This window comes from Allostreptomyces psammosilenae, from assembly GCF_013407765.1.
Taxonomy (GTDB): Bacteria; Actinomycetota; Actinomycetes; order Streptomycetales; family Streptomycetaceae; genus Allostreptomyces; species Allostreptomyces psammosilenae.
On sequence record NZ_JACBZD010000001.1, the window covers coordinates 5,131,712 to 5,148,509 of the forward strand.

Here is a 16,798-nt window from a genome sequence, read left to right on the forward strand (position 1 = left end):
ACGGCCCGCCCCCTCCTCGCTCGTCCTCCGCGCCGCCTCCTAGGAGGCGACCGCCTCCGCCGGCCGATCTGCCGGAACGGCCTCCCCGGCGCCCTCCGCCGGCTCCTCGGCCTCCCCCCGGCCGGCCGGGGCCGCCGGGTCCGCCGGAGACGCGCCCGGCGCGGGCACGCGCTCGCGCAGCGCCAGCGGCACCCGGACGGCCGCCGCCCACACCAGGCAGGCGCCCAGGATGTGCGTCCCGACCACGATCTCCGGCAGGTGGGTGAAGTACTGCACGTAGCCGACGACCCCCTGCGCCAGCATCACCACCAGCAGGTCCCGCACCCGGGCCCGGGCGGCGCGGGGAGCGTCCACCGCGCGCAGGGCGAAGTACAGCGCCACGGTCAGCCCCAGGCTGAGGTACACCAGGTCCACGTGCAGCTGGGTCACCTGGTCCCAGTTCAGCGGGATGCGCTCCACCTCACGGGCGTCACCGGCGTGCGGCCCGGTGCCGGTGACCAGGACCCCCACCACGACCAGGGCGCCCACCGCGCCGACGAGGGTGAGGGCGAGCTGCCGCACCGCCGTCGGCACGACCGGCCGCGCCGGCGCGGGCTCCTCGCGGGAGCGCTGCCACATCACCGTCGCCACCGCGATCAGCCCGATCGACAGCAGGAAGTGGCTGCCCACGATGTACGGGTTCAGGCCGGTCAGCACGACCATGCCGCCCACCACGGCGTTCCCCATCACCAGCCAGAACTGCGCCCAGCCGAGCCGGGTCAGGTCGCGTCGCCACGGCCGGGCGCTGCGCGCCGCGATGATCGCCGCCCCGATGGCGGCGCACACCACGTAGGTGAGCAGCCGGTTGCCGAACTCGATCACGCCGTGGATCCCCATCTCCGGCGTGGGGGTCAGGCTGCCCGGGACGCACTGCGGCCAGGTCGAGCAGCCCAGACCGGACTCGGTCAGCCGCACCGCCCCGCCGGTGACCGCGACCAGCACGTTGATCCAGATCGTGGCCAGCGCCGTCCGGCGCACCAGTGCGGGCGAGGCGTGGAACCGCTCGGCGATGAGGGCAAGGGGAGTACGCACCCCTGCATGCTACGAGCCCGCTCCGCGCCGCCCGCGCCTGGGTGGCCCTGCGCGGGACGCGAGAAAGCTCACTCCCAGCGGAAGAGCCAGCGCCCCCCAGCGGAGCAGGCGTCACTCCCAGCGGAAGAAGCGGGCCGCCGCCGCGGTGCCGAGCAGCGTCCACACCGCCAGCACGCCCAGGTGCCCCCAGGGGAGCCCGGCGCCGTCCTGCAGCACCGCGCGCAGTCCCTCGGACAGCGCCGCGATGGGCAGCAGCTCCAGCACCGGCTCGGCCCCGCCGAACCGGTCCAGCGGCACGACCACGCCGCCCACCAGCAGCAGCAGGATGAACACCAGGTTGGCGGCGCCCAGCGTCGCCTCGGCCCGCAGCGTCCCGGCCATCAGCAGGCCGAGGCCGGAGAAGGCGGCGGTGCCGAGCGCGATCAGCGCCACCACCGCCACGGCCGTCTCGACGCCGGACGCCCCGCCGTCGCCGGCCGGCCGCCAGTCCAGCAGCAGCGCCACGACGACGAGCAGCACCAGCTGCGCCAGCTCCACCGCGAGCACGGAGAGGGTCTTCGCGGCCATCAGGCCGGAGCGCGGCAGGGGGCTGGCGCCCAGCCGCTTGAGCACGCCGTAGCGGCGTTCGAAGCCGGTGGCGATGGCCTGGCCGGTGAACGCCGTCGACATCACGGCCAGCGCCAGCACGCCCGGGGTGAGGTAGTCCACCGGCCGCTGACCGTCCCCGGTGTCCAGGTCGACGATGTCCACGGTGGAGAAGACCGCCAGCAGCAGCACCGGGATGACGATGGTCAGCAGCAGCTGCTCCGGGTTGCGCAGCAGGATGCGGGTCTCCAGCAGGGCTTGGGCGAGCACCATGCGGGGCAGCGGCGCCGCCCCGGGGCGCGGGGCGAAGACGCCCTCCGGCGTGCGCCGCGCCGCCGGCGCCGGCAGCGTGGACCGCAGGCCGGGCACCCCGTCCGCCGGCCGCCCGGGCCGGGGCCCGGTGCCGGAGCCCGACGTGTCGCGTGGGGTGGGTGGGGTGGTCATGCGCGCAGGTCCCGTCCGGTCAGTTCCAGGAAGACGTCCTCCAGGGTGCGGCGCCCCACGGCCAGCCGGTCCGGCATCACGCCGTGCTGCGCGCACCAGGAGGTCACGGTGGCCAGCAGGTGCGGGTCGATGCCGCCCTTGACCCGGTACGAGCCGGGGGACACCTCCTCCGCCGTGGTCCCCTCGGGCAGCGCGCGCAGCAGCGAGAGCAGGTCCAGTCCGGGGCGGCCGGAGAACCGCAGCGCGTCCTCGGCGCCGCCGTCGCACAGCTCCTTCGGCGTGCCCTCGGCGACCACCCGCCCGCCGTCGATGATCACGACCTCGTCGGCGAGCTGCTCCGCCTCGTCCATCAGGTGGGTGGAGAGCACCACGGTGGCGCCGTCCTCCCGCAGGTCCCGGATCAGCTCCCAGGTGGCGTGCCGGGCCTGCGGGTCGAGGCCGGCCGTCGGCTCGTCGAGGAAGACCAGCTCAGGACGGCCCACCACGGCCATCGCCAGCGCCAGGCGCTGCTTCTGGCCGCCGGACAGCCGCCGGTACGGGGTGCGTCCGCACGACCCGAGGCCGAGGCGGTCCACCAGCAGGTCCACCGGGACGGGGTGGGCGTGCAGCCGCGCGGTGTGCCGCAGCATCTCCACGGCGCGGGCGCCGGTCGGTATGCCGCCGGACTGCAGCATCACGCCGACGCGCGGGCGCAGCCGCGCCCCGTCGCGCCAGGGGTCCAGGCCGAGCACCCGCACGGTGCCGGCGTCCGGGCGGCGGTAGCCCTCGCAGGTCTCGACGGTGGTGGTCTTGCCGGCGCCGTTCGGGCCGAGCACCGCGGTGACCGTGCCGCGCGAGACGGTCATGGTCAGGCCGTCCACCGCCGTGCGGTCACCGTACCGTTTGACCAGGCCGACGACTTCGACGGCGGGTGCTGCATCCATGTGCGCGAGTCTACGAGCCCGCGCGGCGCGCCCCCGGCACGGGTGCCGCCGACGGCACCCGTGCCGGGTGAACCCGCTCTAGCGGGATCCGACCTTCTCCAGCAGCCGCTCGGTGGCGGCCAGCAGGACGCAGGTGGCCACGCCGCGCACGGCGCCGCGCACCTCCTCGATGGTGGGGAAGGTGGGGGCGAGGCGGATGTTGCGGTCGCGCGGGTCCCGGCCGCCGGGGTGGGTGGCGCCGGCGGGGGTGAGGGCGATGCCGGCGTCCTTGGCCAGCCGCACGACGCGCGCGGCGCAGTCGTCGAGCACGTCCAGGCTGATGAAGTAGCCGCCCTTGGGGCGGGTCCACTCGGCGACGCCGCTGCCGCCGAGGGTCTCCTCCAGGACCTCCCGGACGGCCTCGAACTTGGGGGCGACGATGGAGCGGTGGCGGCGCATGTGCGCGGCCAGGCCCTCGGCGTCGCGCAGGAAGCGGACGTGCCGCAGCTGGTTGACCTTGTCCGGGCCGATGGTGCGGTAGGACATCCGCTTCAGCAGCCACTCGACGTTGGCGGGGGAGGAGCCGAAGAAGGCGACGCCGGCGCCGGCCAGGGTGATCTTGGAGGTGGAGCCGAAGACGAACGGGCGGTCCGGGTTGCCGGCCTCGGCGCACAGCGCGAGGACGTCGGCGATCTCGACGGTCTCGTCGGTGAGGTGGTGCACCGCGTAGGCGTTGTCCCAGAACAGCCGGAAGTCCGGGGCGGCGGTCTCCATCGTGGCCAGCCGCCGGACCACCTCGGGGCTGTAGGTGGCGCCGGTGGGGTTGCTGTACTTGGGCACGCACCACATGCCCTTGATCCGCGGGTCGGCCGCGACCAGCTCCTCGACGACGGCCATGTCCGGGCCGTCGTCGTTCAGCGGCACCGGGATCATCTCGATGCCGAAGCGGTCGCAGAGCGAGAAGTGCCGGTCGTAGCCGGGCACGGGGCACAGGAAGGCGACGGGGGCGTCGGTGGTGCCGCGCCACGGGCCGGGGCCGCCGGCGACGCCGTCCAGCACGGCGTAGGAGAGGCTGTCGTGCATCAGCGCGAGGCTGGAGTTGCCGGCGGCGACCAGCTGCTCCGCCGGGACCTGGAGGAAGCCGGCGAACAGTTCGCGGATCTCGGCGAGTCCGCGCGGGCCGCCGTAGTTGCGGCAGTCCGTGCCGTCCGCGGAGCGGTAGTCGTCCTCGCCGAGGGCGCCGAGCAGGCCGGTGGAGAGGTCCAGCTGCTCCGGGGCGGGCTTGCCGCGGGTCAGGTCGAGGGAGAGGCCCTCGTTCAGCAGGTCGGCGTAGGCCTTGAGGTACTCCTCGTGGCGGGCCGACAGCTCCTCGGCGTTCAGTTCCGTCAGATCGACCGGCATGAGGGCGGTCCCCTTCGTCTCGCGCGAGATCCGGATGTGCCTCCCGTGGCGGGGGCGTCCGCGCGCCGACGGTGGACGGCGGCAGGCTACCAACATTCCCGTTCCGTGGGCGCCGCGTTTCACGGGCGTTAACCGCCCGGCCGCCGGGCGGTGGGCGGTGTCGGATTCCTGCCACGGCGGTTCTCCGCCACCCCCGGCGGCTTTTCTGACGGGCCATCACCTGAAACGCTGGGGCGTCCTCCCCGCTGCCCGCCCGGCGCCTCACCCGGCCGCCGGGGCGTCGCGGATCCGCGGACAGGTTCCACGCGCGCCTTCCCTGCCCTGCCCGGCGGGCCACCCCCGCCGGCGACGACGAGGAGAACCGTGTTGCCGCCCACGTCCCGACGACGGCGAACGCTCGCCGTACCGCTGACCGCCCTGACCGCCCTGCTCGGCCCCCTGCTGGCCGGCGCCGGCGCCGCCGCCGCGCTGCCCACCGCCTCCGCCCCCGCCACCGCCGTCGAGGAGAAGACCGAGCCGGCCGTCCTCGCCGAACTGGCCGAGGACGGCAAGACCACCTTCTGGGTGCGGCTGGCCGGCGCCGCCGACATCGACGCCGCCACCGCCGAGGCCGACAGCAAGGAGGAGCGGGCGGCGGCCGTCTTCCGCGCCAAGACCGAGTACGCCGAGGAGTCCCAGGCCGGGCTGCGCGAGCTGCTCGACGCGGTCGGCGCCGACTACACCCCGTTCTGGATATCCAACACCGTCCAGGTGACCGGGGACGCCAAGCTGCTGGCCACCATCGCCGAACTCCCCGAGGTCAGCGCGGTCGACGCGGACGAGGCGCTGCCGCTGCCCAAGCCGGTCGAGGGCACCGTCGAGCCCTCGGTGAACGCCGTCGAGTGGAACGTGGCCGACATCCGGGCCGACGACGTCTGGGCCGACTTCGGGGTGCGCGGCGAGGGCGTGGTCGTCGCCAACATCGACACCGGCGTGCAGTTCGACCACCCCGCCGTGGCCGCCCAGTACCGGGGCCGGGCCGCGGACGGCACGGTCAGCCACGACTACAACTGGTTCGACCCGGCCGGCGTCTGCGCCACCGACGCGCCCTGCGACAACAACAACCACGGCACCCACACCATGGGCACCATGGTCGGCGACGACGGCGGCGCCAACGCCATCGGCGTCGCCCCGGGCGCGAAGTGGATCGCCGCCAAGGGCTGCGAGTCCAGCTCCTGCTCGGAGGCGTCGCTGCTGGCCGCCGGCCAGTGGATCGTCGCCCCCACCGACCTCGCCGGCGGCAACCCGCGGCCGGACCTCGCCCCCGACGTCGTCAACAACTCCTGGGGCGGCTCCGGTTACGACCCCTGGTACAGCGACATCGTCGACTCCTGGCGGGCCGCCGGCATCTTCCCGGCCTTCTCCAACGGCAACAGCGGCCCGGCCTGCAACACCAGCGGCTCGCCGGGCATCTACCCGGACAGCTACAGCTCCGGCGCCTACGACTCCTCCGGCGCCATCGCCTCCTTCTCCTCCCGCGGCGCGGGCCGCGACGGCGACATCAAGCCCAACCTCGCCGCGCCCGGGGTCAACGTCCGCTCCGCCACCGCCGGCGGCGGCTACGGCAGCCTCTCCGGCACCTCGATGGCCTCCCCGCACACCGCCGCCGTCGTCGCGCTGATGTGGTCGGCCTCGCCCGCCCTGCTCGGCGACATCGACGCCACCGCCGCGCTGCTCGACTCCACCGCCCGCGACGCCGCCAACACCACCTGCGGCGGCACCGCCGCCGACAACAACGTCTTCGGTGAGGGCAGGATCGACGCCTACGCAGCCGTCGACGCCACCCCGCGCGGGGCGCTGGGCACCATCGCCGGCACGGTCACCGCGGGCGGCGCGCCGCTCGCCGGCGCCACCGTGAGCGTGGAGGGGCCGCTGGAGCGCACCGTCACCACCGCGGCCGACGGCACCTTCACCCTGCCGAGGCTGATGGTCGGCCAGTACGCCGTGGAGGTCAGCCGGTTCGGCTACTTCGCCGCCACCGGCACCGCCACCGTCACCGAGGAGGCCACCACCACCGCCGACTTCACCCTGGAGCAGGCGCCCTCGGCCACCGTCTCCGGCACCGTCACCGGCGCGGAGGGCCCCGCCGCCGGCAGCACCGTGGCCGCCGCCGGCACCCCGGTCAGCGCCACCACCGACGCCGCCGGCCACTACACCCTCACCCTGCCGCACGGCTCCTACCAGCTCATCGCCACGCCCGTCGGACGCTGCGCCGGCACCGCCACCGCCGCCGTGGAGGTCTCCGGCGACGTCGTGGCCGACCTCGCCCTGCCGGCCCGCACCGACGCCTACGGCTACGCCTGCTCCGTCGGCAGCGGCGGCTACCCCGCCGGCACCACCCGGCTCTCCCTGACCGGCGACGACGTCTCCACCCCGATCACCCTGCCGTTCTCCGTGCCGCTGTACGGCACCACCTACAGCCGCGGCTACGTCACCACCAACGGCGTGCTCGCGCTCGGCGCCACCTCCACCACCGGCGCCAACCGGGCCCTGCCCTACACCGGCACCCCCAACGGCGCCCTGTACCCGTTCTGGGACGACCTCTACGTGGACGCCTCCGCCGGCGTCTACACCGCCACCCTCGGCACCGCCCCCAACCGCCGCTTCGTGGTGGAGTGGCGAGACGTCTCCTTCTACAGCGACCGCGCCACCCGGATCTCCTTCTCCGCGGTGATCGGCGAGGACGGCACGGTCGCCTACCACTACGCCGGCACCACCGGCTCCGGCGCGGCGGCCGGCTCCGGCGCCACCATCGGCCTGGAGAACGGCGCCGGCACCGACGCCTTCCAGTACTCCCTCAACTCCGCCGTGCTGACCGACGGCTTCGCCCTGACGCTCCGCGGCACCCGCACCGGCCTGGTGCGCGGCACCGTCACCGACGCCAACGACGGCCTCGGCGTGGCCGGCGCCACCGTCACCCTGACCGGCGCCAGCACGGTCACCGCCACCACCGGCGAGGACGGCAGCTACAGCCTGACCCCGCCCGCCGGCGACTACCAGGTCAGCTACGAGGCGCCGTTCTACGCCCCGGTCACCGAAACGCTCCGGGTGCCCGGCGGCGGCCTGGCGGAGGCCTCAGCCGCCCTGACCACCGGACTGGTCGGGGTCGCCGCCCCGGCCGACGGGCTGACCGTCGTGGTGCCCGAGGGGCAGCAGCGCACCCGCGCCCTGGCCGTGGACAACGGCGGCGCCGCCACGCCGGTGGCGCTCTCCGAGGCGGTGGCCGGCGAGGTCGCCGAGGTGCCCTGGCTCGACGCCCGGCTCGGCACCACCGAGCTGTCCACCGGCGCCGGGACGACGCTGACCGTCTCGGTGGACCCGGCCGGCGCCGCGCCCGGCTCGGTGCTCACCGCGGAGGTGCTGGTGCTCTCCGACAGCGGCCGGGCGCCGGCGGTCAGCGTGCCGGTCACCGTGGTCGTGCCGCGCTACCGGGTCGCCCTGGACAGCGGCGCCGGCCCCTCCACCAGCGGGGTGGACGGCGCCGGCGACACCTGGACCGGGGACCGGGCCTACACCGCCGGCTCCTACGGCTACCAGGGCACCTCCTCGGTGCGCTCCACCTCCGCCGCCATCGCCGGCACCGACGACCCGTGGCTGTACTCCACCGCCCGCGAGGGCATGTACGAGTACCGCTTCGACGGCGTGCCGAACGGCACCTACACCGTGGAGCTGGGCTTCGCCGAGCCGGACCGCAACAAGAGGCCGGACACCCGGGTGTTCGACGTGCTGATCGAGGGCACCGAGGTGCTGCCCTCGCTGGACATCGCCCTGGAGGCCGGCAGCCGCACCGCGGTGCAGCGCTCCTACACGGTCGAGGTCACCGACGGCACGCTCAACGTCCGCTTCGTCTCCTCCACCGGCAAGCCCCTGGTGAACGCGGTCCGGGTCACCGACCGCCCGGACCTCGCCGGCTGATCCGCCGGTAGCGCACCGGGTCCCCGGGGGCCCGGCCGGTCGAGCGCCGCCCGACCGGCCGGGCCCTTCCCGTGCCGCCCCCCGCCCGCGCGTGTCGCGACGCCCGGTTGCGCGAGGATGGGCCCGTCGAGCAGTCACACGACGGGACGGGGCGCATGCGATCCGACGATCGATACGGACGTGGGGGCGGCGGCCCCAGGCGGGGAGCCGGGGCGGGGGCCTACTACCGGGAGCGGTACGGCGGCGGGCGGTCCCGCCGCGAGGACGGCCGCGCCCACGAGGACCCGCCGCGCGGGGCCGACCGGCTCGGCTCCGACCTGGCGGCCGAGCTGCGCGCCATGGACGGCGCCTCCTACGGCCGCTACAAGTCGCTCACCGGCCGCTGGCGGCTGACGGCCGGCGCGCCGCCCGCGGTGGTGCTGGAGATCGAGAAGGTGCAGTCCGACCCGTTCGCCCCGCCCAGCCGGGTCGCCGTGCACATGGGCCCGCACTTCACCGAGATGCCGCCGGAGCTGTGCGCCACCGCGGTGCGCCGCCGCGCGCTCGCCGGCTTCCTGGCCCGCACGGCCGCCGAGGCGCTGCGCGGCTCGGCCTGCCGGGTGGACGCCGGACGCCAGGAGGTGCTGGCGCGCAGCTCCTGCCAGGTGGACGCGGACGGCGCCGTCACGCTCCGGCTCGGGGTGCAGCTGCCCGGGCACGGCCGCCGGATCGACGGGTACGGCGCCGAGCGGGCGCTGTGCGGGGAGCTGGCCGAGGCGGTGGCCGGCCTGCGCCACGACGCCCTGGACGCCGAGGCGGCCCGGCGGTTCGTGGAGTCGGTGGAGGACACCGACGCGCTGCGCCGGATGCTGCCCTCCCTCGGCCTGGTGGCGTTCGTCGCGGACGGCTCGGTGCTGCCGCGGCGCAGCGGGGTGGACGACCGCCCGGCGGCCCCGGGCGCGGTGCCGTTCCGCTCGCCGGAGTCGCTGCGGGTGGAGGTGGAGCTGCCGAACCGGGGCCGGGTGGCCGGCATGGGGCTGCCGGAGGGCGTCACCCTGGTGGTCGGGGGCGGTTTCCACGGCAAGTCCACCCTGCTGCGGGCGCTGGAGCGCGGGGTGTACGACCACGTGCCGGGGGACGGGCGGGAGCTGGTGGTGAGCCTGCCGCGGACGGCGAAGGTGCGGGCGGAGGACGGTCGCCGGGTGGAGGGGGTGGACGTCTCGGCGTTCGTCGACCACCTGCCGACGGGCGCGGACACCCGGACCTTCCGGACCGACAACGCCTCCGGTTCGACGTCCCAGGCGGCCGCCCTGGTGGAGGCGGTGGAGGCGGGGGCGCGGCTGCTGCTGATCGACGAGGACACCGCGGCGACCAACCTGATGATCCGGGACGCCCGGATGCAGGCGCTGGTGGCGAAGGACCGCGAGCCGCTGACGCCGTTCGTGGACCTGGTGCGCTCGCTGCACCGGGACCGGGGGGTGTCCACGGTGCTGGTGATGGGCGGCTCGGGGGACTACATCGACGTGGCGGACCGGGTGGTGATGATGGACGCGTTCCGGCCGCTGGACGTCACCGCCCGCGCCCGGGAGCTGGCCGCCGTGCCGACCGGGCGGGCGGTGGAGGCGGACGTCTTCCCGGAGGTGGGCTCGCGGGTGCCGGATCCGCGGTCGGTGGATCCGGTGGTGCGCGGGCGGCGGAAGATCCGGGCGCACGGCCGGGACGCGCTGGGTTTCGGCGAGCAGGACATCGACCTGCGGGCGGTGGAGCAGCTGGCCGACGCGGGGCAGGTCACCGGGATCGGCCTGGCGCTGGACCGGCTGGTGCGGGCCGGGCACCTGGACGGCCGGCGGACGCTGGCCGAGGCGCTGGACCTGCTGGAGGCGGAGCTGTCCGTGGAGCCGGCCGTGGAGCCGGCCGCGGAGCCAGCCGTGGAGGCCGAGGGGGACGGTCCGGTGGAGGCGGAACCGGTCGGCGCGCTGCGCGGGGGCTACCCGGGGGACTTCGCGGTGCCGCGCCGGCTGGACGTGGCCGCGGCGCTCAACCGGCTGCGGTCCCTGCGGGTGATCGACTGACCACGCGGCGGTGCCGGGCGCGGGCCGCTCCGGGCCCTCCGGCGCCGCCGCTGCCCCGGCCCGGTGGCCGAAGTCGATGTTTGCGCAGGTCAGGGCAGCCTAACCTGAGTGACCGAAAACACCAGATCGCCCCGGCATCCGTTTGTCGCTCCCCGGCGAATTACGCAACAATGGCGTTGTGAAATCGAGCGGAGAGCGGATTGCGACGTCGGCGGCCGAGGTGGCCGCCGATGTGGTGAGCGCTGCCCCGCCCGGTCTGGACAGTCAGCGCGGCACCCGCAACAAGGTGGCGCGGTCCATCCTGGACCACGGCCCGTCCACCGCCGCGGCGCTGGCCGAGCGCCTCGACCTCACCCCGGCGGCGGTCCGCCGGCACCTCGACGCCCTGCTCGCCGAGGGACTGGTGGAGGCGCGCGAGCAGCGCCCGCGCGGCGAGCGCCGCGGCCGCGGCCGCCCGGCCAAGGTCTTCGCGCTCACCGACTGCGGCCGTGACACCTTCTACCAGGAGTACGACCGGCTCGCCGTCGAGGCGCTGGACTGGATCGCGCGGCTGGCCGGCGGCGGCAGCGCCGGGGCGGACGCCGTGGCGGTGTTCGCCCGGGCACGGCTGGCCGACGCCGCCGCCAGGTACGCGCGCCGGGTGGACGACGCCGGCCCCGGCGGGCGCGTCCAGGCGCTGGCCGAGGCGCTGAGCGCCGACGGGTACGCTGCTACCGCCCGCACCGCGCCCGCCCCGACCGGGCGGAGCGCGGCAGGCCCCGCCCGACCGGGTGGGCCGCGCGTCACCGGTGAGCAGCTGTGCCAGCACCACTGTCCGGTCGCGCACGTCGCCGAGCGCTTCCCGCAGCTGTGCGAGGCGGAGACCGAGCTGTTCTCCCACCTGCTCGGCACCCACGTGCAGCGGCTGGCCACCATCGCCCACGGCGACGGGGTGTGCACCACGTACGTGCCACCGGCGGTGCGCTCCGGCGCCCCGCCGCCCGCCCGGCCACCCGCCCCGCGGGGGGACGGCGCCCCCGGCCCCCACCGGGACCACCAGCAAGACCACGACGCAACGGACCACTGAAGTGACGGCCTCCGGGAGGAACCACCGATGACCACGACCGCTCACCCGGAGCTTGAGGGCCTGGGCAAGTACGAGTACGGCTGGGCCGACACCGACACCGCGGGTGCCGCCGCCCGGCGTGGCCTCGGTGAGGATGTCGTCCGGGACATCTCGGCCAAGAAGAACGAGCCGGAGTGGATGACCAAGCTGCGGCTGAAGGGGCTGAAGCTCTTCGAGAAGAAGCCCATGCCGACCTGGGGCTCGGACCTGTCCGGCATCGACTTCGACACCATCAAGTACTTCGTGCGCTCCACCGAGAAGCAGGCCACCAGCTGGGACGAGCTGCCCGAGGACATCAAGAACACCTACGACAAGCTGGGCATCCCGGAGGCGGAGAAGCAGCGGCTGGTCGCGGGTGTCGCCGCGCAGTACGAGTCCGAGGTCGTCTACCACAAGATCCGTGAGGACCTCGAGGAGCAGGGCGTCATCTTCCTCGACACCGACACGGCCCTCAAGGAGCACCCGGAGCTCTTCCGCGAGTACTTCGGCACGGTGATCCCGGCCGGCGACAACAAGTTCGCCGCGCTGAACACCGCCGTGTGGTCCGGAGGATCGTTCATCTACGTGCCGAAGGGCGTGCACGTGGAGATCCCGCTGCAGGCCTACTTCCGGATCAACACCGAGAACATGGGCCAGTTCGAGCGGACCCTGATCATCGTCGACGAGGGCGCCTACGTGCACTACGTCGAGGGCTGCACCGCGCCGATCTACAAGTCGGACTCGCTGCACTCGGCGGTCGTCGAGATCATCGTGAAGAAGAACGCGCGCTGCCGGTACACGACCATCCAGAACTGGTCGAACAACGTGTACAACCTGGTCACCAAGCGGGCCGTCGCCTACGAGGGCGCCACCATGGAGTGGATCGACGGCAACATCGGCTCCAAGGTCACCATGAAGTACCCGGCCGTGTACCTGATGGGCGAGCACGCCAAGGGCGAGACGCTGTCCATCGCCTTCGCCGGCGAGGACCAGCACCAGGACGCCGGCGCCAAGATGGTCCACATGGCGCCGCGCACCAAGTCCTCGATCGTCTCCAAGTCGGTCGCCCGCGGCGGGGGCCGCACCTCCTACCGCGGCCTGATCGAGATCGCCGAGGGCGCCGAGGGCTCCAGCTCCTCGGTCAAGTGCGACGCGCTGCTGGTCGACACCATCTCGCGCTCGGACACCTACCCGTACGTGGACGTCCGCGAGGACGACGTCTCCATGGGCCACGAGGCCACCGTCTCCAAGGTCAGCGACGACCAGCTCTTCTACCTGATGAGCCGCGGTCTGAACGAGGACGAGGCGATGGCGATGATCGTGCGCGGCTTCGTCGAGCCGATCGCCCGCGAGCTGCCCATGGAGTACGCGCTGGAGCTGAACCGGCTGATCGAGCTCCAGATGGAGGGGGCCGTCGGCTGACCGGCGACCTCCCCCGACAGCAGCGAAGTTCATCGAGCCCCGGGGCGCGGCGCGTCCGCGTCCCGGGGCCTACACCGGAAGTGAGCACAGGCGACAGCGATGGCTGACGTTACCGACACTGGCAGCGGCGTCGGCGGTGGGGGCTCCTCCACCACCGCGGGGTCCATCGAGGTGCGGGAGAGCGGCGCGGGCGCGCCGCTGGCCGGCCCCGGCACCGGACGGCTGCAGAGCAACGAGTTCACGGTCGCGGCGAACCGCGCCGCCGGCACCGAGTCCTACGACGTGGCGGACTTCCCCGTGCCGCACGGCCGCGAGGAGGACTGGCGGTTCACCCCGCTGTCGCGCCTGAAGGGCCTGCACGACGGCACCGCCACCGCGACCGGCGCGCACACCGTCTCGGTCGACGCCCCCGACGGCGTCACCGTGGAGACGGTCTCCCGGGAGGACGAGCGGGTCGGCCGCGCCGGCAAGCCGGTGGACCGGGTCGCCGCCCAGGCGTACACCTCCTTCGACAAGGCCACCGTGGTCTCGGTGCCCGCCGAGCGGGTCCTGGACCGCCCGGTCCACGTCACCGTGCAGGGCGAGGGCGGCACCGTCTACGGCCACACCGTGATCGAGGTCGGCGCGTTCGCCGAGGCCGTGGTCATCCTCGACTACACCGGCACCGGCGTCACCGCCGAGAACGTGGACTTCCTGGTCGGCGACGGCGCCAGGCTCACCGTGGTCTCGGTGCAGGACTGGGCCGACGACGCCGTGCACGCCGCCCAGCACAACGCGCTGGTCGGCCGGGACGCCACCTTCCGCTCCGCCGTCGTCACCTTCGGCGGCGACCTGGTGCGGCTCTTCCCCCGGGTGCGCTACGCCGGCCCCGGCGGCGAGGCCGAACTGCTCGGCCTGTACTTCGCCGACGCCGGCCAGCACCTGGAGCACCGCCTGTTCGTCGACCACGACACGCCGCACTGCCGCTCCAACGTCGCCTACAAGGGCGCCCTGCAGGGCAACGAGGCGCACGCGGTCTGGGTCGGCGACGTGCTGATCCGCGCCGCCGCCGAGGGCACCGACACCTACGAGCTCAACCGCAACCTGGTGCTCACCGACGGCGCCCGGGTCGACTCCGTGCCCAACCTGGAGATCGAGACCGGCGAGATCGTCGGCGCCGGCCACGCCAGCGCCACCGGCCGGTTCGACGACGAGCAGCTGTTCTACCTGCAGGCCCGCGGCATCCCCGCCGACGAGGCCCGCCGCCTGGTGGTCCGCGGCTTCTTCGCCGAGCTGGTCCAGCAGATCGGCGTCGCCGACGTGCAGGAGCGGCTGCTGGCCAAGATCGAGGCCGAACTGGAGAGCTCCGTCGCATGACCGAACCCACGCACCCCGGCTACGTGCGCGCCTGCTCCCTCGGTGAGCTGGAGGAGGACACGCCGCTGCGCGTGGACGTCTCCGGCACGCCGGTGAGCGTGGTGCTCACCGGGGGCGAGGTCTACGCGGTCTACGACATCTGCTCGCACGCGAACGTCTCGCTCTCCGAGGGCGAGGTCGAGGACTGCGCCATCGAGTGCTGGCTGCACGGGTCGCGGTTCGACCTGCGCACCGGCAAGCCGTCCGGACCGCCCGCCAGCCGGCCGATCCCCACCTACCCCGTGATCATCGAAGGGGAGGGCCCCGAGGCCTCCGTCCTCGTCTCCCCCGCACCCCACTCCGACACGCTGGAGCCCTGAGCAAGCAATGGCAACCCTTGAGATCCGCGACCTGCACGTCTCCGTCGAGGCCGAGAACGGCGCCCGGGAGATCCTGCGCGGCGTCGACCTGACCGTGAAGCAGGGCGAGACGCACGCCATCATGGGCCCGAACGGCTCCGGCAAGTCCACCCTGGCGTACTCGCTGGCCGGTCACCCCAAGTACACGATCACCAGCGGCACCGTGCTCCTGGACGGCGAGGACGTCCTGGAGATGACCGTGGACGAGCGGGCCCGCGCCGGCATCTTCCTCGCCATGCAGTACCCGGTCGAGGTCCCCGGCGTCTCCGTCTCCAACTTCCTGCGCACCTCCGCCACCGCCATCCGCGGCGAGGCCCCGAAGCTGCGCACCTGGGTGAAGGAGGTCAAGGAGGCCATGGAGGCGCTCCACATGGACCCGTCCTTCGCCGAGCGCAACGTCAACGAGGGCTTCTCCGGCGGTGAGAAGAAGCGGCACGAGATCCTCCAGATGGAGCTCCTCAAGCCGAAGGTCGCCATCCTGGACGAGACCGACTCCGGCCTCGACGTCGACGCGCTGCGCGTCGTCTCCGAGGGCGTCAACCGGGTCCGCGAGACCGGGCAGGTCGGCACCCTGCTGATCACCCACTACACCCGCATCCTGCGCTACATCAAGCCGGACTTCGTGCACGTCTTCGCGGCCGGCCGGATCGCCGAGTCGGGCGGCCCGGAGCTGGCCGAGAAGCTGGAGAACGAGGGCTACGAGGCGTACGTCAAGGCCGGCGCCGCCGCCGAGTGACCCCTCTCCTCCCTCCCCGCCTTCCCCTTCCCCGCCGGAGGGGAGCAAGGTGGGGAGGGAGGAGGCCGCGTCTCACCCTCGCCGTCGCCACGCACCTGTTGGAGGAACCGCACGTGACCACCCGCACCGCCCCGGCGACGGCTGCCGAGCTGCTCGACATCGACGCCGTCCGCAAAGACTTCCCCATCCTGGAGCGCGCCGTCCACGACGGGCGCCGCCTGGTCTACCTGGACAGCGCCGCCACCTCGCAGAAGCCGCGGGCCGTGCTGGACGCGCTGACCGGCTACTACGAGCAGCACAACGCCAACGTCCACCGGGGCATCCACGTGCTGGCCGAGGAGGCCACCGAGCTGTACGAGGGCGCCCGCGACAAGGTGGCCGCCTTCATCAACGCCCCCAGCCGCGACGAGGTGATCTTCACCAAGAACTCCTCGGAGTCGCTGAACCTGGTGGCCAACCTGCTCGGCTGGGCGGACGAGCCCTACCGGGTCGGCCCCGGCACCGACGTGGTGATCACCGAGATGGAGCACCACTCCAACATCGTGCCGTGGCAGCTGCTCGGCCAGCGCACCGGCGCGGGCGTGAAGTGGTTCTCGCTGACCGACGACGGCCGGCTGGACCTGTCCAACATCGAGCAGGTGATCACCGAGCGCACCAAGGTGGTCTCCTTCGTCCTGGTCTCCAACATCCTGGGCACCATCAACCCGGTGGAGCAGATCGTCCGCCGCGCCCACGAGGTCGGCGCGCTGGTCGTCATCGACGCCTCCCAGGCCGCCCCGCACATGCCGCTGGACGTGCAGGAGCTCGGCGCCGACTTCGTCGCCTTCACCGGCCACAAGATGTGCGGGCCCACCGGCATCGGCGTGCTGTGGGGCCGGCAGGAGCTCCTCCAGGACCTCCCGCCGTTCCTCGGCGGCGGCGAGATGATCGAGACCGTCTCGATGAGCAGCTCTACCTACGCGCCGGTGCCGCACAAGTACGAGGCGGGCACCCCGCCGATCGCCGAGGCCGTGGGCCTGGGCGCGGCGGTGGACTACCTCACCGGGATCGGCATGGAGAAGATCGCCGCCCACGAGCACGCCATCGTCGAGTACGCCGTCGCCCGGCTGAAGGAGGTGGAGGGCCTGCGGATCATCGGCCCGGCCAACGCCGTGGACCGCGCCGCGGCGATCTCCTTCACCCTCGGCGACATCCACCCGCACGACGTCGGGCAGGTGCTGGACGAGCAGGGCATCGCGGTGCGCGTCGGCCACCACTGCGCGCGCCCGGTCTGCCTGCGCTACGAGGTGCCCGCCACCACCCGCGCCTCCTTCTACCTGTACTCGGGGAAGGACGACGTGGACGCCCTGGTGGAGGGCCTGGAATACGTGCGGCGGTTCTTCGGCTGACATCCC

12 protein-coding genes are annotated in these 16,798 nt (G+C 73.9%); 8 read left to right on the forward strand and 4 right to left on the reverse strand.

The annotated features are described in order from the left end of the window. Window positions 1-39: 39 nt before the first annotated feature. The 4 genes from FHU37_RS21170 to FHU37_RS21185 form a co-directional block, all read right to left on the reverse strand. The gene (locus FHU37_RS21170) at window positions 40-1,071 is read right to left on the reverse strand and encodes a COX15/CtaA family protein (protein ID WP_179815701.1); all 1,032 of its coding nucleotides are present in this window, start codon (window positions 1,069-1,071) and stop codon (window positions 40-42) included. 111 nt (window positions 1,072-1,182) lie between these two features. Next, a complete protein-coding gene (locus FHU37_RS21175; protein WP_246451160.1) occupies window positions 1,183-1,929 on the reverse strand; it encodes an ABC transporter permease in 747 nt (248 codons plus the stop codon). Between the two features lie 167 nt (window positions 1,930-2,096). Then, window positions 2,097-3,023, reverse strand: coding sequence for an ABC transporter ATP-binding protein (locus FHU37_RS21180; RefSeq protein WP_179815703.1), 927 nt, complete (start codon window positions 3,021-3,023; stop codon window positions 2,097-2,099). A 78-nt stretch (window positions 3,024-3,101) separates the two neighbouring features. Continuing rightward, window positions 3,102-4,403, reverse strand: a complete 1,302-nt coding sequence (locus FHU37_RS21185; RefSeq protein WP_179815704.1) for an aspartate aminotransferase type Ic — start codon at window positions 4,401-4,403, stop codon at window positions 3,102-3,104. A gap of 363 nt (window positions 4,404-4,766) precedes the next feature. Here FHU37_RS21185 and FHU37_RS29120 point away from each other — a divergent pair, with 363 nt between their 5' ends. The 8 genes from FHU37_RS29120 (at window position 4,767) to FHU37_RS21225 (ending at window position 16,792) form a co-directional block, all read left to right on the forward strand. Beyond that, window positions 4,767-8,357 (forward strand): S8 family serine peptidase, encoded by a 3,591-nt coding sequence (locus tag FHU37_RS29120; protein ID WP_446680296.1) that lies wholly within the window; start codon window positions 4,767-4,769, stop codon window positions 8,355-8,357. Window positions 8,358-8,512: 155 nt separating this feature from the next. Beyond that, on the forward strand, window positions 8,513-10,408 hold the full coding sequence (locus FHU37_RS21195) for an ABC-ATPase domain-containing protein (RefSeq protein WP_179815706.1): 1,896 nt from the start codon (window positions 8,513-8,515) through the stop codon (window positions 10,406-10,408). Between the two features lie 178 nt (window positions 10,409-10,586). Then, entirely contained in the window at window positions 10,587-11,474 is an 888-nt protein-coding gene (locus FHU37_RS21200) for a helix-turn-helix transcriptional regulator (RefSeq protein ID WP_376773990.1), read from the forward strand. A gap of 27 nt (window positions 11,475-11,501) precedes the next feature. Next, window positions 11,502-12,914 carry a Fe-S cluster assembly protein SufB gene (gene sufB, locus FHU37_RS21205; RefSeq protein ID WP_179815708.1) on the forward strand — a complete coding sequence of 471 codons (1,413 nt, stop codon included), beginning with the start codon at window positions 11,502-11,504 and terminating at the stop codon, window positions 12,912-12,914. A gap of 99 nt (window positions 12,915-13,013) precedes the next feature. Beyond that, window positions 13,014-14,270: a Fe-S cluster assembly protein SufD gene (gene sufD, locus FHU37_RS21210; protein WP_179815709.1), complete on the forward strand. Its 1,257-nt coding sequence runs from the start codon at window positions 13,014-13,016 to the stop codon at window positions 14,268-14,270. Next, window positions 14,267-14,629, forward strand: a complete 363-nt coding sequence (locus FHU37_RS21215; protein ID WP_179815710.1) for a non-heme iron oxygenase ferredoxin subunit — start codon at window positions 14,267-14,269, stop codon at window positions 14,627-14,629. Before sufD ends, FHU37_RS21215 begins: the two co-directional genes overlap by 4 nt. A 7-nt stretch (window positions 14,630-14,636) precedes the next feature. Next, on the forward strand, window positions 14,637-15,404 hold the full coding sequence (sufC, locus tag FHU37_RS21220) for a Fe-S cluster assembly ATPase SufC (protein ID WP_179815711.1): 768 nt from the start codon (window positions 14,637-14,639) through the stop codon (window positions 15,402-15,404). A 149-nt stretch (window positions 15,405-15,553) separates the two neighbouring features. Next, complete coding sequence (locus FHU37_RS21225; protein WP_179816451.1) at window positions 15,554-16,792, forward strand: cysteine desulfurase; 1,239 nt, start codon at window positions 15,554-15,556, stop codon at window positions 16,790-16,792. Window positions 16,793-16,798: the final 6 nt, after the last annotated feature.